We start from the raw sequence: 20468 nt of genomic DNA, 5'->3' as shown, positions 1-20468 counted from the left end.
CTTTCTTGTTGTTTGCGGCTACTTACTGAACTCTCCTCAATTCCACCCTGCGGTTCAGGGCCCGACCTTCGGCGGTCTTGTTGTCAGCCATGGGCTTGGTCTCGCCGTAGCCCTTGAAGGTCAGATTCTCAGCCTTAACACCTTTGTAGATCAGGTAATCGCGCACTGCCTCGGCTCTACGGATAGAGAGCGCTTGGTTGTAGGCGTCCGAACCAACCCAGTCACAGTGTCCGGCGACTTCCACCTTAACATCCGGCCTCCTTTTCATACTGGCTGCCACCAGGTCAAGGAGAGAATCGGCTCTGACGGACAGTATGGATTTGTCGAATTCAAATTTCACGCCGTGGAGCACTATCGGCTTGTCCGGAGTCGGGATGTACTCGACGAAAGTCTCATAGGAAACGCTTTCCTGGCAGCGGTTCCCCTTCGAATCGGTGACCGTCAGCCGGGCCGTATAGTTCCCCGCTTTCTCGATACGTTGGCTGGGATTCTGCTCGCTGCTGGAGCGCTCCTCCCCAATATTCCAGTTGTAGGTGTAGGGCGGGCACCCTCCGCTGACCGTAGCCCCAAACTGCACCGTCAAGGGGACCGGCCCGTTGGTGGGATTGGCCGAGGCCGTGCAGGTCAATGGTGGGCAGCCGACCATTATGGAAGAGACGCTTTCCTGGCAGCGGTTCCCTTTCGAATCGGTGACCGTCAACCAGGCCGTATAGTTCCCCGCCGTCTGGTAGGTATGCCGGGGGCTCTGGTCGCTGCTGGAGACGCCATCCCCAAAATCCCAGCTGTAGGTGCCGGGCGGGCAGCCTCCACTGGCCGAACCGTCAAACTGCACCGTTAGGGAAGGACTCCCGCTCATCGGATTTCCGGAGCCCTGGCAGGACAATGGCGGGCATTCTTTCTTCCCGCCAAAATACAAGGTTAAGCCGGCATACAATTCGCCTATGCCTTTGGGCAAGTCTAATTGGCCGGGATCTGACCCCACAATGTCTCTTCCGTCCTTAAAGTTGGTCAAGAGATGGGACAGGTAACGAAACTTTGCGCCGAAGTCAAAAGACAGCCATTCGGCAGGAAAAAATTCCAGTCCCGCCCCCCCCATAAGATAGAGTTCCTGGTCTTTCATATAGTAACACTCTGAGTCAGTATCAAGGGGAGGGATGCCGGTGCCGATCAGGGAAGGGTCCGCCGAAATCAAGGTATTCCAATCCTTATCGGTCCACCTCCAGATATAAATGCCCGGGCCACCGAAGATGTAGGGAGACCAATTTTTCTCCGGCATAAAATGATATTCGACCACCGCTCCAATCACATAAGCCCGCTGCCGGGGCCCGTCGGTCACGTTGTCGAAGGTGAACCCGGCTCCGTCCTCCAGCTTGGAGCCGTCGCTCAGGTCGGCCAGGTAGGTTTGCATAATCTGCCCTTCCAGGCCAATAGCAGCCTTGCTGGTCAGGCCATACTTTAGTCCCAGGTTAACCCCTTCACCCACGGTCCAGAAGTCGGAGTGGTCGGTCAAGCCGAGCTTATAGACTAGACCGTGAAGGCCTAGTCCCAGTTTCCCGGTCTGATCCATGCCTTGCGCCGGGGCGACGGCTAACACCAACCACATAGATAACACCACTATACTTAATAAACAGGTCGTTCTCTTCATTTTCCCACCTTCTTGGTCTTGGTTTTCAAGGATACGTTCTACCATCGTTTCAGACCGCACAACTTTGTTTCTCCCTTACGGCATGGTAACCACATTGGCGTCTAAGGTAACCGCTCCATTCCGTGCAAATACTCTGCCATCCACAGTTGCGCCGGTCGCCAGCGTGACTGCGTCAAGGGCCAGTATGTTCCCCCTGAAGACCGAAGTTGTTCCAAGAGTCGCCGCGCTGCCTACCTGCCAATAGACGTTTTTGGCCTGTGCGCTGCCGGCCAGGATAACCTGTCGACCGGACGTCACGGTAAGAGCGGATGCAATCTGGAAAATGAAGAGAGCATCCGCGTTGCCTCCGGCGTCGAGAGTGAGATTCCCTGACGATATCGCAAGCGTAGAGCTGGATGCATAGGTGCCAGGGTAGATGGTTTGCCCGCCTATGTTTCCGGCCACAGTTGCAACTGGTGGTCGTCCCTGGAGGTAGAGATACGCGGTGGTCAAGCACAATTTAGCATCGTTTGCGGCAGTATCATTGATGTGTAAGGTCCCGGTGTAAGTTCCCGGAGGAAATCCAGTCATTGCAGAACCCGGACTCAACCCAACATCTCCGGTAATCGCTGTGCCACCGGTGTTGGTAATCGTCGTGCCGGCCAGAATCGCAAAATCGGCCGCGCACCCAAGGATAGTGCTGTCGCTGGGAGGAGTCCCCGGAGTTGTGAAGGTATCGGCGGAGGCCGAGCGCGTGCTTGCGTTTTGCGAACAGTCTAAGGCCTCAACGGAGTAGATATAAGTCATGCCGGGAATAAGACCGGTGTCCCGGAAGGTGGTGTCTCTGGTGTTGCCGGCCAGAACCAGCCCTCTGTAGACGTTATACGAGCACACCACCAGGTTGTCGGTCGAAGCAGTCCAGGTAACTTCGACGGTGGTTGAGTCCACTTGCGTGACCGTCACGTTGGTAGGCTCACTGGGAGGAACGGTTTCCGACTTGACGCTGTTGTCCGAGCAGCCCGCCAGCCAGCCTACCGTTCCGAAAGCCAAAAAAGATAGTGCCAAAGCGCAAAGAGCGCTACGAATTAAAGACTTCTTCATTTCTCCTCCTTCTGCCCGAGCGGGGCGCCGCATCGAAGAAATCAACCGCAGAATGATTCCTACGCTCCAAAGCATTTCTCCTTGACCTCCTTCCGTGACATGGGGACGATCCGAATCAAATGCCCCGTATTCCCCTGCCGCCTGACGAATCCGTGTCTCTTGCGCAGGATCATTTCACCACAATTTTGATCAGCGTTCCCGCGCTCACATTGTCCGCCAGTTGCATTCCGTTCAAAACGGCCTGATTTTCCAATTCGTCGTCTGCCGTACCGAATTGTTTCAAAATCGCTTTCAAACTGCCCGCTTTGGTGACGGTTTTGACGATGAGCTTCTCCGGTGTTACGTTGATTTTGGATGAGTCGTCCAGATTCTTGAACCCGCCCAATGTTCTGGAAAATGTCGGCGAGTATTGTGAGTATTGATTCCATCTGGTCATTCCGTGAAAGGCATAGACGGCTTTCCCTTTGGCTATGAAGTACGACAAGACCTGAAGTGAGTCCTGCCCGGAGATCAGACGCGCAACTACTTTCTCAGTTTGAAACCCGTTGACGACGAGCCGTCCCCTGGACTGCACAGTCGCATTGGCTTCTTGCACGAAATGATCTGCGGCCTCGGAGATCGAAGCCGAACTGTCCTGCATCAGCAGGATGACGGCGTCCTGTTTATCCGAAACGATCTGGACCTGCAAAGGCGTATTGTTGACCTGCCATCCGCTTGGGACCGGGAAGGTGAATCTCATGGTCGGATGGTAAAACGCGCCGCCTTCCACGTATCCCTGAAGCGGATCTTCGCCGAAAATGATTCCGTTGACCGCCCTCAAGTAATTATCACGCCTGATCGCATACTGGGTCAGAGTGAGTTTCTGGCGCCATTCCACTGTCTTGTTGTTGACCGCCGTCACCCGGTTCCCCGGATCGGGATGGGTCGAAAACCAATCCGGCAGACCGCCGCCCGCCGAATTGAGTCTTTCCAAAGTCTGAAAGAATGCAGCCATCCGATAGGTGTCGTAGCCCGACTTGCTGCCGTATTCGACGCCGAGATCGTCCGCCTGACGCTCGTCATCCCGGCTGAACTTGAGAAACAGCATGCTCGAGCCGAGCTGGGCCAGTCCGGCGTATTTTCGGAAGTCTTCCGAAAGGATCACGCCGACATTTAATCCGAGCTGGGCAACCTGCTGGCGGCTCATCTGCTGGGCAATGTGCCTGGCGTTCTCGTGGCCGAGTTCATGCCCGATGACCCCGGCCAGCTCGGCCTCGTCGTTCATGTAAGTCAGAATGCCTCGCGTCACGTACACGTATCCACCCGGCACGGCAAACGCGTTGACGACAGGCGTGTCCAGCACCTTGAAATGGTACTCGTTATTCGGCCGCTGCGTGTTCTTGGATATGCTCTGACCGACCCGGTTGACGTAATCCGACAACGCCGGATTCTCATAGAAACCGTATGTCTGACCCACTTCCTGATCGGCCTGTCTTCCAAGGGAAATCTCGTCCTGTTCCGTAACCAGCATGAATTGTTTCTTGCCCGTGACGGGATTAATCGCGCAGGAGAGCGGGACCAAAAGAAACATGAGGATTTTTGCGACGATGGATATGGCATTGCGGCTGGCCATCTTGTGCCCCCCTATTCTCAATGAACGGAATTGCATGCGAGATGTGTCGAAGTATGCAAAATGGCGACTCGTGACCTCATCGATTGCATCAGTCTAAATGTTCCAGCCCCGTTGTGCAAGCATTTCGCACAACGCTGAATCACTTGAGAAGCTTGCTGCATTCCCATCCGGAATGGCTCTGTGTGTGCTTTGAGCGTCCGAAGCGCGGCGGGCGGTAGAACACGTCGACCCCCTCGCTCATCCCCGGCAGCACGTAAGCAGGGTCTTCGGCGCAATCGCAGTGCTCAATGGATACCGGTTTCTTCCCTTTCAATGTGGTCAAGGCACGATCGTAGACACCGTCGACGGAGTCCAGGAATCCACGCACGCGGTCCACATCATACACGACAACGGTGATCGCCGTCTGAATATCTTCTGCCAGCCGGTCGAATGCATGCCGAGCGAACTTCTTCGCGAACGCAGACACGTCTCCGTCTGGCAAACCCACATCCAACCGCTCCAATGGATATAGATCGAAGTAAGAGAGGTGAAGATTGTCGGGAGAAGCAACGACGTATCGTGCGTACGGTGCAAGCGCGGCGACGGTGTGAGGCGTGCCGCTGAAACACGTGGAAAGGACGACGAGATCGAACTTCGTGGAATCACGCGTTATGCGTTTCAATCCGCCGGCAAGGTCATCTATCGTGAAGGTCCAATCCGAGTACGATGCATCATAACCCCCGCCCCCGAATTCAGGGATTTCGTGACCAAAGTAGAGGAACAGTCTCACCAACTGAGGTTGCTCTTCCGCGCGGAAGCGGTCATAAAGCTCCACCTCGGGATCGAAGCGCGATTGTCCCTGATCGCGCCAGTACGATTCTTCGGCGAGAAGCCGTCCGTGCCGGTAGTAATAAAATGTTCCGTCACGGACAGGAAAAAAAAGCAAGAAGTGCCTCCTGTGTCTTTCATGAAAGATGAACACCTCTGCCTGCGTGTTCCGTTCCGCGACCCTCTTCGCTCTCGCCAGAGTTTCTTGATCTGCTCTGTACGCATTGCCGCGGGTATCATGATAGAGGTAGCCACTGTCGCCGTGGATGATACACACGATTGAGTAGCGGGGGGGGAGCCCACTCTCCTCCCCAAGCAGGGTCGCACGGCGAGCAGGACGGATGGAGCTGCACGAAGACAGAAACAACGCGAGCGCCACACAGCCGACGCCCCCTAGGAGCATCGGGTACGCATGCGTGACGCTCGCCAAGAATCGGTTGGGCGGACTTTGCATACCGGCAGCCCAAAGTGATCGCTCTATGCCGAGACTACGTGATGAGGATCACAATGATTATGATCAAGAGCAGTACGACCACACTGATGGTTATCGTCTGCTCGGCCTGCTCCATGTCTTGCACGACGAAATCAGAGAACGCATTGAGTTGCTCATCGGGCACACGATCGTAGCCATTACTACCCACGAGCTCATTTTGTCTCTCTTCAAGGGTGACCCTGAAGCGATCAATCCCGACGCGATCGTCTTTCGAAATCAGCCGCGAGCTTTCAACCCTGTTCAACGCCTCGGACATATTTTGAAGTCCCTCGTTGAGGATTGCACGCTTCTGCGATGGGTCGGCCGTTGCCTTCACTTTGCAGGCAGTGTCGTTGAAATACTTTTGAAGATTGTCTTGTCCCAGCGCATTTCCCACGTGAACCAGGGCGAACATCATGACGAACGCCATGACGATCAATCGTGACGTTGTTCGTGCTGACATGGCTCCTCCTTATCGTGAAGCTGAGAAGAAATGGAGTTGAAAAGAAACCTACTGATTGCCTGCACCGCAATGACGCTTCTACACTCCTTTCAAGATATTGTCCGGCGTTCTGGCATCAGTGACGGCATTCGAAAAGAAAACTAGCAGGGATGATTTCAATAGTCAATAGCTCGTAGGCGAAATTAATTAGGTTCGCCGTTCTTGGCGGCTTACTTCTTTTTGCCCCTGAAGAGGTGCCACAACCAGCCCCCAGCGCCTTTCGCTGCCTGGCCCGTCGCCTCCCCACCTTTCTGCCCAAGCGTAGCCAAGCCCTTGGCCATCCCGCCGAGGTCGAGCCCCAGGACCCGCGCCGTCGCGAACGCCAGCCGCGTGGTGAAAGTCTCGTTCAGGGAGAATTGCGGGTCCTTGATGTTCCCTTCCAGGACGAAGTTCACCGTGATTCTGTTTTCATTCTTCATAAGAAAGGCCATTACGGCCTGTCGGGGAAGACCCATGAAGGTGCCGAGCGGGCCCTTGGCTGGGGTGAGCTCCAAGTCCGAGATCGTGATCTTCCCGGGCGCCCTCAGCCGGTTATTGCTCACGTCCGACTGCAGGTCGAGGTCGACGCTGCCCTTCTGAACCCCCATCTCGCCAACCTTGATGAGGTAGGGCTGGAGCACCAGCAGGTCCACGGACCGGAGCTGCGTCTTCACAGAGGAGTCGTTGGTGCTGCCCTCGACCCATCCCGCGACGTCGGCCTGCCCGTCCCGCCGGACGCCTTTCACCACACCTGCGAGTTCAAACCAGCTCTTCCCCTTCCGCCCCGGGGCCACCACGTTCCGCACGGTGACCCGGACCTTCTCCAGCCGGATCTTCAGGGGAGGCTCGGCTACCGTGGCATCGAAGATCTCCACCACCGCGTCCTGCAGGGTGATGTGCCCGATGGTCACCCCCGGGAAGGCAGCGCCGGGGGCCGACAGGGTCCCCGCTTGGCCCTCCCCGACCGCCCTAGCCAGCAGGCCGGGGACCACCAGAAATCTCCCGTCCTTGGTCCGGAGTGCTGAAAGATAGGGCTTGACCATGGTGATGGCGCGGATCTGGTACTGTCTGGAAAGGATGCTTCGCAGGCTGGGAACGATGGACACACGCTCTGCCCGCAACGCGTCGACCGCCGGCCACCCGCTCGGACCCTTGATCCGCAGTTCCTCCACCTTAACGCTGGACCAGCCCACCCGAATGCTCTTGATCTCGCTGTCCGGCGGCAGGGCTTCCACCACCCTGCCCTTCAGGGCACTGACAGCCACGCGAAACCCTACGATGCCGCCCACGATAAGGACGACGAGCACCAGCAGGGCGATCAGCGCCCACCGCTTTCGTTTTCTAACGTCCATCAGGATCTCCGTTCAGCTATGCAGATCGGATCGCCGCCGCGTCGGACAGTTCGCCAGAATTCGGACCGAATATCCGGTCCGGCCAGGCAACATGTGGGAACAAAGCTGAGCGGACTCTCATGTCCACTCAGCTTTGTGATTGACTACAGACCGAACAGGAACCCGACTGTGACGACAGTGAAGTTACTATCCAGGTCCTCGCTGCCTGGGATTTCCTTAAAATCGTAATTCAGGAAGACGTAGCGAACGTCGGCCGTCAATTTGAAACTTGGACCGACGGGTACTTCCACGCCACCGCCAAAATGCCAGCCAAATGCCTGCGTTGTCTCGTCGTCAAACAACGGGAGCCTGTCCTGGTCATAATCGAAAGTGGTGTTGTACCAGCCGGCGCCAATAGCCCCATACACAATGGGGAGTGGGTAAATCAAACCGGTTACCATCACCGGCCAGCTACGGACCGTCAAGAGTTCATCCGCATATGTTTCCTGACGGTAGTTGATGGACGCCTCGACACCAATAACCGGCGTCAATTTCAACCGACAGGCTGCTCCACCCATAAATTTACCCTCGTCGGCATCCTGGACTTTATAGTAGCCCACCTGCGGGCCCAGACTTATGCTCTGCGCATTCACCTGGGTAACCACCAACGTGATTAACCCCAATATCAGCAAAGTTTTCTTTCCCATAGAATTTCCTCCGTCAAGTTGTCGCCGCGTCTCTATATGCGTCGACCTTGAAGTACACGAATCACTATCACCACGAGCGCGATGACCAAGAGAACGTGAACGGCTCCGCCAAATGTGTGTGCGGTGACGAGACCAAGTAGCCAGAGAATCAGCAGAATGACCCCTACAGTCCACAGCATCTTTGTTTCACCTCCTTCTATGGCATGACGACGATCCTAATCATGTGCCCAGTACCCTCGGTCTTGTAGACGACGCCCATGCCGCCTTCGCCGAGGTTCTCGAGGATTCTGTCCCTAATGGGAATTTCGATTTCGTTTCAGCTAGAACCGATACCCCATCATGAAGGAAAATCCGTAATGCTTGAATTGGTCGACCGTTATCGTCTGTGGTGACCCGTTGATTTCGAACTCGGCGCTCTCGATGATGTTCGCAAATCCGCGCTGGTAGCGGGCATCGAAGGTGAGTACCCCATAGCTCGTTTCATAGTCCAATCCCGCGCCCGCGACAATACCAAAATCAGTATCGTTCGTGAACCTGGAGATGTCAATGTTCGTCGCCAGCCATCCTGCAGAGATCTTCAGATTTGAATCCACCACGAAACCCAAGCTCGGACCCGCGAAAATGCAGGGGCGAAGTCTCGCGCCGGGAAACGTGTACTTCACCAGCACCGGCAGCTCCAGGAAATCGATCATCGGCGTCGCGTCCACGTCAATGAATCCGTCATAGAGGTTGCCCTTGAAGCCCTTCGGTGTGTAGAGCAACTCGGGCTGGAGGCTCAAGGCGTCGTCGAAGGCGTAGTTCAGAAAGACTCCTCCGGTGAAACTGATTCTATAATCCTGCGCATCGCCCCACTGTTCGGGGATGCCGGTGACATTGGAGGTGATGACGCCTCCTTTTACTCCGACGGACACTTCACCCGCGGCCGAAGCTGCAGCGGTCCCTGCCAGGAGTACGACCACGACAATCAGTTTTTCAAGCATCTTCATGATTCGCTCCCTCCTTCAAACCTTGTGATTGGTCTCTCGCTCAGCCGGCGGGTCTCTTCAGATGATGCTGCCCGAAAGCGCGCTTCATCTTCTGAGGGCATGCTCTTGGGTCCAGACACACGGATGAGCTGCTGACTTGAGTGATCGGACGTGGCCTTGATACTACAACGGCGATCGATCTAATTCAAGTGGGGATGCTAGAGTGCGTTGAGGCGCCCCTCGCGGCGGCTACCAACGGCTTGTGGTGTCCATGCACGATAGATTATACTGCAACCGCCCTCGGACTTGAGAAGCGCACGATGCGCTTCCCGAGATCCGACTTGACGATGTTGATGGAACGGACGGCGCGTCGCCGAACGACATCGCCATGATAATCCTGACGACCATGCTGGGAACCTGAAAGGAGAGACGTTGATGAACCTCGTGACGCGTATCAATCTGTTGCTATGTCTGGTGTTGTTGGTTGCGGTTTCTGGCTGCGTGACGCTACAGGGGAGCGTGACCGATATTCTGAAGGGGGATTCAAGCGGTAGCGGAACGCTTGATGAATCCACTGTCATCGCGGGCATCAAGGAGGCGCTGCGGATCGGAACGCAGAACACCGTGCTGTCTACGTCTAAGGTGGATGGATACCTTGGGAATGCACTGATACGGATTGCCATTCCGACGCAGATGCAGTCCGTGACCTTGGCCCTGCGCACAGCGGGACTGGGTAGCCTGGTCGATGAGTTGGAGGTCGGAATGAACCGGGCTGCCGAGCTCGCGGCCGGAGAGGCCCGAGACATTTTTTGGAATGCTATCACAGGCATGACTGTCTCGGACGCGTTTGGAATCCTCAATGGAGGCGACAACGCGGCCACCGAGTATTTCCACGATCGGACCTATGCCGCTCTGCGCACGCGCTTCCACCCCATCATCCAGCAGAAGATCGAAGAGGTTGGACTCTCGCGTGTCTACAGCCGAATTGCGGACGCCTACAACAGCCTTCCCCTGGCAGGAACGCCGCGTCTGGTCGATCTCGACGAATACGTGACCGACGAGGCTCTGACTGGGCTGTTCACAGTTCTGGCAACGGAAGAGCAGAAGATCAGACAAGATCCCTTGGCCCGGACAACCGATCTGTTGCGTAAGGTCTTCGGAAGCTAAGATCTTCCGAGGCACACATCGCCCTCAGGGGAGTGCGTCGAGACCAAGCCTGCGCAGGATCTCTACAACTTTCTGCGAGCTGCGTATGCGAAATAGAAAAAGTACTTCTTCCATGACGCTTCGGTAGATCCGAACTCATTCGCTCCATGGAAGTAATCAACTAGAGTTTCCCTCATGCGAGAGATTTCTCTCAGATGCGAGGGAGTGTCGGAACATTCTAGAGAGAGATCGATCAATTCGAGGGCGCGCTCGAATGCGAGGGAGCTGTATTCGGCGTTGTTCTTCGCTCGCCATGAGAGGGCGCGTTCCACCTCCCCACCGATGTTCGCCATTCGCTCCAGGGACGATAGCTCCTTCCAGCGCCCGGCCGCGAGATCCTTGTGCTGACAGCTCATAGCCGAATCCTCTTCGCGATGACACGCATTATTCTCTCGCGCGTCTGCGCGCTCTCAACGCATCGACTTCTATTTCCTTGAGAGGGGCGCACATTAATGAGGGAATCAAATTCGACGAAATCATCGCCTTCCATCTCCGGATACAGATTGATTCCCCACAGACTCCGTTGCCTCGACCCATGCTCGATGAGCAAGGACTCCAGATCGGCATGAAGCTCTGCATCAACTGCGAGAAGCTCTCTATCCACGTCAACGACGGCCTTCACCATGTTGCCAAACATGCCCGAGGCCATGCGCCCTAGCTCGTCCCTTTCTAATTGCTCGCTGACTATCTTCACGATAAGCACTCCCTGTGCGCAATTGAAACCCCGCCCAGAGTTAAGGCCTCCTGTTCAGAGTGGAAACACCTCCGCAGATTATAAGCGAATCCTCAGCCCTCCAACCCCATCTTCTTGAGCAGTTCAGAAAATCTCGCGTCCGAACGAAGGCCGTCCCAAGCGGGGTCCATTTTCAAATAGAGGAATCCGCCCTCCCGTTTCTGATAAGCTTTTTCAAGCCATTCAAATGCTTTGTCCTTATCCCCAAGTCCACAATAGACAAGGGCAATACCCGAAGACACTGAATACGCTTGCTTCGAGAGCCCAAGCAATTCATTGAGTATTCTTGCAGCCTCACCCTTATTTCCGCTTCGTGCATAAGCGTATCCAAGCTCAGATAGTCCAAAAGGACTACTTCCAAGAAGTGCTCTTGCCTTCTGAGACTCTGCAATAGCTTCGTCGAATCTACCTTGCGCTGCATATACGGAACCCAGACAGGAATGAGCAACGGCAAAGTTTGGGTCGAGCTCGAGTGTCTTCTTGTATTGAGCGATCGCTTCGTCATATTGCCGCAGGTAGTACAGAACTTCTCCCACATTCGAGCTGATGACAAGCGAGAGTGGATCAAGCTCCTGCGCTCGTTTGATCTCCGCGAGGGCTTCATCTAACCTGCCGCGGTGGCGTAACAGATGGGAGTGCCAATGACCGGCTGTTGGGTTGCTGGGATCGAGTTCAATTGCTCGCTTAAACTCACGCTCTGCACCTGCCCAATCCCACTCAACCTCGCTCTTAATCATCCCTAAAACAGCGTGAGCTTCCCCGAGTGTGGGATCAAGCTCTAAGGCTTTTCTTGCCGCACCTTCTGCCTCCGATATCATCTCCTTCGGCGGGATTACGGCATGCTCTGGAAGGACGACATATGTCGAAGCCAACCCAGCATATGCCAGAGCATAGTTTGGGTCTTTCTCAATCGCCTGCCTGAAGTACCCAATCGCCTTCTTGAGTCCCTCCTCCGTCCTTCTGTTCCACATCCAGCGGCCTTGTAAGTACAAATTGTATGCATCAAGGTTCTTTGTGTAACGCTTCAGTAGCCTGTCCTTCTCTTCTCCAAGGAGTCTCACCTTCAGTTTCTCCACAATCGCCAGGGATATTTCGTCCTGTATGGAAAAGACGTCTTCCATCTCACGATCGTATTTCTCGGACCAAAGATGGTACCCATCAGTGACACTTACAAGCTGTGCGGTGACTCGCACACGATTCCCTGCTTTTCGAACGCTTCCTTCAAGGACGGTGCCCACGTCCAGTTGTTCACCGATCTTGCGGACGTCCAAGTTCTTGCCTTTGAACTGAAACGCGGACGTCCGAGCTACTACCCGCAGTCCCTCAACTTGTGCGAGTCCATTGATGAGCTCTTCAGCCATTCCCTCACAAAAATAGTCTTGATCGCCTTGTGGACTCATGTCCCTGAAGGGCAGGACAGCGATCGAAGGGCCAAGGTGTCTGGCCTCACCACCCTCTCCAGATTCCGCAAGTCTTAGCTTCTCCGCTATCCCTCTCAGCTCGTTGAGAATCTCACTCGCGCCCTTGTAACGCTGGTCCCGATTCTTGGCCATGGCTTTCTTGACAAGCTGTTCCAACTGGAAAGGGACGTTGCCTCGAGGACTCGACGCAGGAAGCGGCTCCTCATTCAAGATCGCGTACACCATCGCCTGCTCGTATTGACTTCTGAAAGGTAGCTGCCCGGTAAGCATTTCATAGATGAGAACACCGAGTGACCAGATGTCTGTCCGAGAATCAACGGAGTCTCCGCGGGCCTGTTCAGGCGACATGTACGCCGCAGTCCCCGCTGTGGAGCCTGTCTTTGTGAGCTTTGCCGGCCCTGCCAGCTTGGCCAGCCCGAAGTCGAGAATCTTTGCGACTCCATCTTTCGTGAGGATGACGTTCGCAGGCTTAATGTCGCGGTGCACAATGCCATGCTCGTGCGCCTTCGCCAACCCCTGCGCAACCTGAACAGCAATACCAACTGTTTCATCGACCTTGAGCGGTCCGCGCTCAATCTTCTTCTTGAGCGTCTCTCCCTCGTAGCATGCCATAGCGATAAAGAGTTGCCCCTCGTCCGTCTCGCCTATTTCATGAACGTTGCAAATGTTCGAATGGTCCAGCGCAGATGCAGCTTGTGCCTCTTGAATGAAGCGCTCCTTAGCCTCGGCATCAGGAGTCAATTCGGACGGCAGGAACTTGAGGGCAACCCTGCGCTTGAGCTTCGTGTCCTCTGCCTTGTAGACGACACCCATACCGCCTTCACCGAGCTTCTCGAGGATGCGGTAATGGGAGATGGTCTTGCCGATCATTTGGCGGTCCCTCGGTAGAACATATCGATTCGCACAGTAGTCTGAACACCAGCCTGAATGTAGAACGAGACATCATGAGGGTCAAGGAGTTTTGCGGCGGGGGAAGCTCAGTGAAAAAAAGGTAACGTGCCCTAAGGGACGATTATCGAACCTGGGCCATGACGGCGTCAGGGGCGCAGGCCGATGGAGACGTTTGTGGACGGGCTAGCCCTGTACCAGAAGTTCGTCTTTGAAAATCCTTCGGAAGAAACGGAGGTGATGGTAAGCTAGACGGCGGGCCTAACCGGAAGGCCAACTGTAAACACAATTACAGACCAGAGCAGCTTTCATCATAGAAACCCTGATGCGAAGACTCCTTGACGCCGCTGAGCCTCCGTCCTACGTTTGTCTGTGGTGAGAATGCAAGTTCTCCCATGGGTGTATCCCTCCTTTCCTACGTTTGCGAAGGATACACCCAGTTCTTTTCCCTCCAGCCACCCAATTTCCCCACAATACCGTACACAATCGCATTCAGTATTGTCTTGACAATTCCATATTTCCATGCAAAATGGAGTTATGTATTCCAGATTGATCAAACCGCCGGCTCGAAAAAGCTTCTTTCTGTTCGGTCCGCGGGGGACCGGAAAAACCACCTGGGTGAGATCCGCTTTCCCCGATTCGATCTATATTGATCTATTGGAAGCGGAGCTCTTCAATGATCTGACGGCAAATCCGCAGCGCCTCGACAACTTCATTCCTCGTGGCTTCCGGGGTTGGATCGTCATCGACGAGGTCCAGCGGGTGCCCGATCTTCTGCATGAGGTTCATCGGCTTATCGAATCCAAGAAATATCATTTTGTCCTGACAGGCTCGAGTGCGCGCAAGCTGAGAGGAAAGGGTCCAAACCTCCTCGCCGGCAGAGCATTGACGTTCTCCATGCATCCCCTGACCGTGGCGGAGCTGGGCGGCGATTTCAGTCTCGAGCATTCTCTCAGATACGGTCAATTGCCCGCGGCATACGGGGAAGCAGACCCCAAGAAATATCTCGAGGCGTATGTGAAGACATACCTCGAAGAGGAGATCCGGCAGGAAGGTCTGACGAGGAATCTCTCGGCATTTGCCCGGTTTCTTGAAGCGGCGAGTTTTTCTCAAGGATCCGTGTTGAATATCTCCTCAGTTGCGCGTGAATGTCACGTCGAGAGAAAGACCGTTGAAAGCTATTTCTCGGTCATTGAAGATCTCATGATTGCATATCGAATACCCGTTTTCTCGAGGAGAGCGAAGAGGCGCCTCGCCATCCATCCCAAGTTCTATTTCTTCGATGCCGGCATCTTCAGGACCTTGAGACCCGTGGGGCCGCTGGATTCTCCCGAAGAGGTTGAGGGAATCGCGCTTGAAACGCTTTTTCTACAGGAGATCATGGCGCTCAATAGCGCCCTCGATCTCGGCTACCGGGTTCATTATTGGCGTACCTCAAACGGTCGCGAGGTGGACTTTGTTCTGTATGGGCCGAGGGGATTACTTGCATTCGAGATCAAGAGAACGACGAGAGCGACTCCGGCCATGCTCGGCGGGCTGAAGTCCTTCCTGAGTGATTATCCGATGGCAAGCGCTCATTTTGCGTATATGGGAAGCCGACGAATGCACGAAGATAAGATTGAAATTGTGCCGGCTCAGCAAATGCTCAAGAATCTGCCGCAATTGCTGTCAGGCGAAAAATGAGCAGGCAGGCCGACCCGATCATTTTTGCAGGCCCATCTTCCTCAATAGCGCAATGAGTCGCGCGTCCGATCGCACCCTGTCGAGCATCGGATCCGTCCCATAGACAAAGGCCGCCAAATCGCGCTCCTCGCAGCTTTTTTCCAGCCAGCGAAACATGTCGTCATCCATCTGCGCGTACGCATACAGGGGAATCATGAGGGGAGGCCAAAGGTACCTCGTCTTCGATTGCTCTATGACCAGCTGCGCGGCCGCTCCCATCGCTTCCCGGTAACCCGGTTCTTGAAGGGATCGTTCCACGGCTTGCGGGACTACATCGTACCCAAGAAAGGCGAACGCCTTCCGGCACTCATCCAGGGCTTCTTCATACATTTTCTTCTCTGTGAAGGTGCGCCACAGGTGGAAATGCGGGTACAAGGAATCCGGCTCTATCTGCAGAGCCTTCTTGCAATGTTCGATCGCTTCGTCATACCGCCGTGCGGCGTACAGTACATACGCCATGTTTGCATTGGTGATGCCGGAAAGGGGATCGAGATTGAGAGCGCGCTTCGCCTCCACCACGGCTTCCTCCGGACGGCCCAAAGCAGAGAGGTAGTTGGCATAGGGATAGTGCGCTTCGGCACAATTCTGGTTGAGCTCGATGGCTCGCTTGAATCGCCTTTCAGCGGCGGGCCAGTCCCAATCGTAGCTCAAAGAGATAAATCCCAAGATTGCGTGCGCTTCGGCAAGCTCGCCATCCAGGTCAAGCGCCTTCAAAGCTTCTGTTTTAGCCCTGGGGATGCTTTCTCTCGAAGGAGCAAACCCTAAATTTGCAAGTGCAACATAGGCTTCGGCCATTCCGAAATAGGCCAGAGCATATCTTTGATCTTCTTGGATTGCCTCGCAAAAGCAATCGAGACTCTTCTTGATGCTCTCTTCGGTGAGCTTGTGGTGCATGTGGAATCGGCCTTGTAGGTAGAGGTCATACGCTTCCAGGCTATCCGTGTAACGCTTCACGAGTTTTTGCTTTTCTTCTCCCAAAAGCTTGACCTTCAGCTTGTCCACAATCGCCAGGGAAATCTCGTCCTGGACAGTAAATACATTGTCCAATTCACGGTCATATTTCTCGGACCAGATGTGATAGCCGTCGGCGACGTTGATCAGCTGCGCGGTGATCCGTATTCGATTGCCCGCCTTGCGAACGCTTCCTTCGAGAACGGTTGCAACATTCAGAAGGCGGCCGATTTCGCGAATATCAAGATCCTTCCCCCGAAATCGGAAGGCGGATGTGCGGGCGGTCACATGCAGGCTCTCGAGCTTGCTCAATGCATTGATGAGCTCTTCCGATAGCCCGTCGCTGAAATACTCATTCTCCGGATCGGGGCTCATGTTGACGAATGGCAGCACGGCAATCGACGGCGAAGCCCGTTTGGTTCCGAGGTGAAATACCTCGCGTTCGGCCTCATAAGGATGCGGTAGTGGGAGATCGTCTTACCAATCACGAGGTGTCCTCTGCAACGGAACCCAATAGTGAAAAGGGGGAAACTGTCACACAGATATGAAGATCGGCCTGAGTGTAGGACTAGTGGATGTACCGGTCAAGCAGTATTGCGCGGAGAGAAGGGAGGGTAACGTCCCCAAGGGGATTTGAACCCCTGTTGCCGCCTTGAAAGAGCGGTGTCCTAACCGATTAGACGATGGGGACGCAGAAGAAAGGCTTCGTCGCCGAAGCCTCCGTCAATCTAGCAGAATCGCACCGCGCCTGTCAACCTTCACCCGTCGGCGCTACGCACCCCAAGCCCGCTCGGTCACACCGCCGAGACCGGGGCCGCTACGCCCGGGCCTACGGCGCCGAGCGCCAGGCACCACCACCCCGCTTGGTCACGACAGCGACGTTCCCCTTTCCCACGACCGCTTCGACCTCGGCAACCGATTCCTCGCCGATGTGCACCTTGAGCTTCCTCAAGGAGTCGATCTCAATGCCCGCTTCCTCACGCGCCCCGTCGGCAGACGCCTCCTCGTCCCCGCCAAAGCTCAACTCAGTCTGTCTCCACCCCACTCTCACGTCCGAGCTACCGGGCCAGGAGAGAATCACATTCTTGAGTTTCGAATAGTTCTTGAAGCCATCGGGAAGTCTCAGCTCCAGCACGCCGCCTGAATAGAATCGCTCGCGAGCCGCTTCCAGGGGCTCGAGCGCCTGGCAGAATATCTTCGTGCTCTCCTTCTTCTCGATCGTTCCACTCACTACGAGCGCTTCGTCCCTTGCCCAGTTCATGGAGAGTGATGCCCCTTTCGCATTTTCAGTGGCCCTTCCTGCCCTGGCAAAGACCGACGGGAAGACCACGACTTCCATCGAGCCGGTTTCATCACGGAGAGTGAGAAAGGCCATGAGGCGTGACTGCTTCGTCCTGACTCTTCTGTACTCCACCATGAAGCCTGCCACGGAGACACGTTCCTTGTCGGCGGCCTCCAGAGCCTCGTTGACCGTCATTATGCCCATCTGCTTCAGCAAAGTTTCTCTCTCGTGCAAAGGATGCTGGATGATGAACAAATCTGTGGCGTCACGCTCCATGGCACGTAGCTCCGCCTTTGAAGACTCGGACATCTCCGGGATGGAAACGCACTCGCCCGCTCTTTTCGTTTCCTTGAGACCGAGTTCGACCTGTTCTTCACCCTCGACAATTGGCGACGAGGTCTCGCCTGCCTCCGTCGGAGCACCCCCCTCAACTTCAGCCCTCTGGGTCGTCGTCCCTTCACTCACGGCCCTGACGATCTGACCCAACACGGCAAGCATCTGCAACCGCTCGAGACCGGTGAAATCGAAGGCTCCAGCCCGCACCAGACTCTCGATGCCCTGCCTGTTGATCTTCCCGTGCATTCTTGAAGAGAAATCGGTCAACGAGTCGAAATTCCCGGAGCCTTTCCTCACGGAAACGATTGCTCTCGCGCCCGTCTCACCGACGTGCTTGACGATGGCGAGACCGGCCCTGATGGCGTCGCCTTCGACGGTAAATTCGACTTCACTTTCGTTCACGTCACAGAGAAGAAAACTCACATTTCTCTCTCTGGCCACGGCCATGTAGTTTCTCATACGATCCACGAAACCCAAGTTGCTGTTGAGTAGAGCCGTAACGTATTCCATCGGAAAGTGCGTCATCATGAAAGCGCAGCGGTAAGTGGTCAGGGCGTACGCCACGCTGTGCGACTTGTTGAAACCGTAGCCGCCGAAGTGGAGGAGAAGATTGAAAATTCGGTCCGCGTCTTCGCTTTCCACCCCCTTGTCCATGGCCCCAGTCACAAACCTCTGCCTCATCGAGACAAGCTCTGCCGGGCTGCGCCGCGAGACCGCGCCGCGCAGCCCGTCTGCCTCTTCCATCGAGAAGCCCGAGATGACCTTCGCCACTTCCATCACCTGTTCCTGGTAAAGAATCACGCCGAAGGTTTCGCTGAGGACGGCCTCCAGCATCGCATGAGGGTAACTCACGGGCTCACGGCCGTGCCTCCTCGCGATGTACTTGTCTACGAGGCCACCTCCGATCGGACCGGGCCTGTAGAGCGAGAGGGCGGCTACTATGTCCTCATACCTGTCCGGCTTGAGCCGCTTCAGAAGGTCTTGAATGCCCGTGCTTTCCAACTGGAACACGCCCAGAGTCTTTCCTTCGGCAAGGAGCGAGTACGTCGCTTTGTCGTCGAGAGGGATCGAAGAGACTTCGAGCTCTGTCCCTCTGTGCCTTCTCACGAGTGCCACCGCCTCGTACAGCGCGGTCAGGAATCTGAGGCCGAGGAGGTCGATCTTGAGAAGACCCAGCTCGTCGACGGGATCCTTTGTCACTTGAGCAATCACTTCTCCGCTGGGAAGCTTCTGCAGGGCAACGTAGTCGGTGAGGGGCGCATCCGTGATGAGAATGCCTGCCGCGTGGACCGACGGATGGCGCGGAAGTCCCTCGATTTGCCTGGCGCGATCAACAAGAACTTTGACTCTCTCGTCGCCCGTGTACATCTTCGCAAAGGAAACCGACTCCCTCAAAGCGAGGTCGATCGTCATGGACATCGCGCCCGGGATTGCGCTCGCAACGCGGTCGACCAGTTCCTCTTGGACTGCGAGGGCTCTTCCGGCGTCCCGTATTGCGCTCCTGGCCGCCATCGTATCTAGCGTGGCGATGTGAGCCACGTGGTCGTGACCGTATTTCCTCGTCACGTACTCCACCACCCTGTCCCGGTCTTTGTGACTTATGTCCACGTCGATGTCGGGTAGCCCCTGGCGCGCGTGCGTGAGAAACCGCTCGAAAACCAGGTTGAACTTGATCGGGTCCACGTCGGTTATGCCAAGACAATACGAGATGAGGCTCCCGACTGAAGAGCCTCTACCGGGTCCGACCGGAATACCCTGCGAGCGGGCGAAGCGCACCATGTCCCACACCACGAGGAAGTAGCCCGAGAGTCCCTTGTCCGAAACGACGGTGAGCTCTCTTTCCAGGCGCGCTCTCGCTGGAGAAAGCGTCTCGGCCGTGAAGCGACGCGCAAGCCCTTCTTCGCACTTGGCTCGCAAGTAGCTTCTGACTGTGTGACCAGGTGAGACTTTGATTCCGGGGAGATGAACGCCACCGAGGCCGATGTCCAGGTCGCACCTCTCTGCCAGTTCGCGCGTGAGGCTCAGCGCCTCGGGCACGTCCTTGAAAAGCTCCCGCATTTCCCCGGGACTTTTCAAGTAGAATTCGTGCGGGCCCAGACGAATTAGCGATGGGTTGTCCAAATGAGTTGCGGCCTGTATGGCGAGCAGAGTGTCGTGAGCCTCGGCATCCTCCGGCCCCAGATAGTGAACGTCGTTCGCGGCAACCAGCGGCATGCCTTGCGATGCAGACTGTGCCGCCAGAAAGTCGTTGAGACTGTCCTCCTCGGGAATGCCGTGCCTCGCGATTTCCAGAAACCAATTGCCCGCGCCGAAAAGCTCGCCGTATTGGGATATGAGACGAGAAGCGGCTCTTGGCCCCTGACGCAGGAACGCGCACGCGATCTCGCAACGCGGGCACCCGCTCAGGGCAATCAGCCCCTTCTTGCGATGTGAAATCTCCTGCGGTGTGACGCGCCCCTTGAGATCGTCGTCCCTCGTGAGCGCCTTCGTAAGTAACTTTAATAGATTCCTGTATCCCTCTTTATTTTCAGCAAGTAAGACCAGGTGGAACGAATCCTTCCTGGGCGACTTCCCGCTCGCCATGAGGCCTTCGACGTTCAACTCACAGCCTATGATGGGCTTGATTCCTCTGGCCCGCGCTTCCTTGACAAAAGGAACAACACCGAACAGAGACATGTGGTCCGTCATCGCGACGGCACGCATGCCCTTCTGCACTACAGACTCCATCAGGGGCTCGATGCGGCACATGCTGTCAAGAAGGCTGTATTCCGTGTGGAGGTGTAAGTGCACGAAGTCCTGGTGTGCGAGTTTCTGTTCCGCGCTCAATTG

16 protein-coding genes and 1 tRNA gene are annotated in these 20468 nt (G+C 55.7%); 2 read left to right on the top strand and 15 right to left on the bottom strand.

Translation table 11 applies throughout. From position 1 onward, the window contains the following. Window positions 1-22 precede the first annotated feature (22 nt). The 9 genes from NTX17_06615 to NTX17_06575 form a co-directional block, all read right to left on the bottom strand. Window positions 23-1645, bottom strand: a complete 1623-nt coding sequence (locus NTX17_06615; GenBank protein MCX5801043.1) for a PKD domain-containing protein — start codon at window positions 1643-1645, stop codon at window positions 23-25. A 75-nt stretch (window positions 1646-1720) separates the two neighbouring features. Next, entirely contained in the window at window positions 1721-2725 is a 1005-nt protein-coding gene (locus NTX17_06610) for an ice-binding family protein (GenBank protein MCX5801042.1), read from the bottom strand. A gap of 169 nt (window positions 2726-2894) precedes the next feature. After that, the gene (locus tag NTX17_06605) at window positions 2895-4337 is read right to left on the bottom strand and encodes a M48 family metalloprotease (protein MCX5801041.1); all 1443 of its coding nucleotides are present in this window, start codon (window positions 4335-4337) and stop codon (window positions 2895-2897) included. Between the two features lie 139 nt (window positions 4338-4476). Continuing rightward, entirely contained in the window at window positions 4477-5262 is a 786-nt protein-coding gene (locus NTX17_06600) for a hypothetical protein (GenBank protein ID MCX5801040.1), read from the bottom strand. A 370-nt stretch (window positions 5263-5632) separates the two neighbouring features. Then, complete coding sequence (locus NTX17_06595) at window positions 5633-6079, bottom strand: hypothetical protein (protein MCX5801039.1); 447 nt, start codon at window positions 6077-6079, stop codon at window positions 5633-5635. A gap of 209 nt (window positions 6080-6288) precedes the next feature. After that, window positions 6289-7449, bottom strand: coding sequence for a DUF748 domain-containing protein (locus NTX17_06590; GenBank protein ID MCX5801038.1), 1161 nt, complete (start codon window positions 7447-7449; stop codon window positions 6289-6291). Between the two features lie 143 nt (window positions 7450-7592). Next, on the bottom strand, window positions 7593-8135 hold the full coding sequence (locus NTX17_06585; protein ID MCX5801037.1) for an outer membrane beta-barrel protein: 543 nt from the start codon (window positions 8133-8135) through the stop codon (window positions 7593-7595). Between the two features lie 32 nt (window positions 8136-8167). Further along, a complete protein-coding gene (locus NTX17_06580; protein MCX5801036.1) occupies window positions 8168-8314 on the bottom strand; it encodes a lmo0937 family membrane protein in 147 nt (48 codons plus the stop codon). Window positions 8315-8455: 141 nt separating this feature from the next. After that, window positions 8456-9121, bottom strand: coding sequence for a porin family protein (locus tag NTX17_06575; GenBank protein ID MCX5801035.1), 666 nt, complete (start codon window positions 9119-9121; stop codon window positions 8456-8458). A 414-nt stretch (window positions 9122-9535) separates the two neighbouring features. Here NTX17_06575 and NTX17_06570 point away from each other — a divergent pair, with 414 nt between their 5' ends. Next, complete coding sequence (locus tag NTX17_06570) at window positions 9536-10267, top strand: DUF4197 domain-containing protein (GenBank protein MCX5801034.1); 732 nt, start codon at window positions 9536-9538, stop codon at window positions 10265-10267. A 62-nt stretch (window positions 10268-10329) separates the two neighbouring features. Here NTX17_06570 and NTX17_06565 read toward each other — a convergent pair whose 3' ends face one another. From NTX17_06565 to NTX17_06555, 3 genes are all read right to left on the bottom strand, one after another. After that, window positions 10330-10662, bottom strand: a complete 333-nt coding sequence (locus NTX17_06565; protein MCX5801033.1) for a hypothetical protein — start codon at window positions 10660-10662, stop codon at window positions 10330-10332. Then, window positions 10659-11000, bottom strand: a complete 342-nt coding sequence (locus NTX17_06560; protein ID MCX5801032.1) for a DUF5674 family protein — start codon at window positions 10998-11000, stop codon at window positions 10659-10661. Before NTX17_06560 ends, NTX17_06565 begins: the two co-directional genes overlap by 4 nt. Before the next feature lie 92 nt (window positions 11001-11092). Beyond that, complete coding sequence (locus tag NTX17_06555) at window positions 11093-13330, bottom strand: protein kinase (protein MCX5801031.1); 2238 nt, start codon at window positions 13328-13330, stop codon at window positions 11093-11095. Between the two features lie 555 nt (window positions 13331-13885). On the opposite strand from NTX17_06555, the gene NTX17_06550 reads away from it, so the two are divergent. Continuing rightward, complete coding sequence (locus NTX17_06550) at window positions 13886-15031, top strand: ATP-binding protein (protein MCX5801030.1); 1146 nt, start codon at window positions 13886-13888, stop codon at window positions 15029-15031. A gap of 18 nt (window positions 15032-15049) precedes the next feature. Here NTX17_06550 and NTX17_06545 read toward each other — a convergent pair whose 3' ends face one another. The 3 genes from NTX17_06545 to dnaE all read right to left on the bottom strand — a co-directional run bounded on the left by NTX17_06545 (window position 15050) and on the right by dnaE (window position 20465). Beyond that, entirely contained in the window at window positions 15050-16414 is a 1365-nt protein-coding gene (locus NTX17_06545) for a tetratricopeptide repeat protein (protein MCX5801029.1), read from the bottom strand. Window positions 16415-16639: 225 nt separating this feature from the next. After that, window positions 16640-16712: transfer RNA gene (locus tag NTX17_06540), tRNA-Glu, on the bottom strand. A gap of 138 nt (window positions 16713-16850) precedes the next feature. Continuing rightward, the gene (gene dnaE / locus NTX17_06535; GenBank protein MCX5801028.1) at window positions 16851-20465 is read right to left on the bottom strand and encodes a DNA polymerase III subunit alpha; all 3615 of its coding nucleotides are present in this window, start codon (window positions 20463-20465) and stop codon (window positions 16851-16853) included. Window positions 20466-20468: the final 3 nt, after the last annotated feature.

This window comes from Candidatus Eisenbacteria bacterium (assembly GCA_026388185.1).
In the GTDB taxonomy this organism is placed as follows: Bacteria; Eisenbacteria; RBG-16-71-46; order JAFGJU01; family JAFGJU01; genus JAPLKG01.
This window is presented reverse-complemented; position numbering and strand designations above follow the sequence as displayed.

What these genes read in the sequence shown, in the direction of transcription:
- NTX17_06615 (MCX5801043.1), bottom strand. Translation starts at nt 1,645, where the DNA reads ATGAAGAGAACGACCTGTTTATTAAGTATAGTGGTGTTATCTATGTGG.
- NTX17_06610 (MCX5801042.1), bottom strand. Translation starts at nt 2,725, where the DNA reads ATGAAGAAGTCTTTAATTCGTAGCGCTCTTTGCGCTTTGGCACTATCT.
- NTX17_06605 (MCX5801041.1), bottom strand. Translation starts at nt 4,337, where the DNA reads ATGGCCAGCCGCAATGCCATATCCATCGTCGCAAAAATCCTCATGTTT.
- NTX17_06595 (MCX5801039.1), bottom strand. Translation starts at nt 6,079, where the DNA reads ATGTCAGCACGAACAACGTCACGATTGATCGTCATGGCGTTCGTCATG.
- NTX17_06590 (MCX5801038.1), bottom strand. Translation starts at nt 7,449, where the DNA reads ATGGACGTTAGAAAACGAAAGCGGTGGGCGCTGATCGCCCTGCTGGTG.
- NTX17_06585 (MCX5801037.1), bottom strand. Translation starts at nt 8,135, where the DNA reads ATGGGAAAGAAAACTTTGCTGATATTGGGGTTAATCACGTTGGTGGTT.
- NTX17_06580 (MCX5801036.1), bottom strand. Translation starts at nt 8,314, where the DNA reads ATGCTGTGGACTGTAGGGGTCATTCTGCTGATTCTCTGGCTACTTGGT.
- NTX17_06575 (MCX5801035.1), bottom strand. Translation starts at nt 9,121, where the DNA reads ATGAAGATGCTTGAAAAACTGATTGTCGTGGTCGTACTCCTGGCAGGG.
- NTX17_06570 (MCX5801034.1), top strand. Translation starts at nt 9,536, where the DNA reads ATGAACCTCGTGACGCGTATCAATCTGTTGCTATGTCTGGTGTTGTTG.
- NTX17_06565 (MCX5801033.1), bottom strand. Translation starts at nt 10,662, where the DNA reads ATGAGCTGTCAGCACAAGGATCTCGCGGCCGGGCGCTGGAAGGAGCTA.
- NTX17_06555 (MCX5801031.1), bottom strand. Translation starts at nt 13,330, where the DNA reads ATGATCGGCAAGACCATCTCCCATTACCGCATCCTCGAGAAGCTCGGT.
- NTX17_06550 (MCX5801030.1), top strand. Translation starts at nt 13,886, where the DNA reads ATGTATTCCAGATTGATCAAACCGCCGGCTCGAAAAAGCTTCTTTCTG.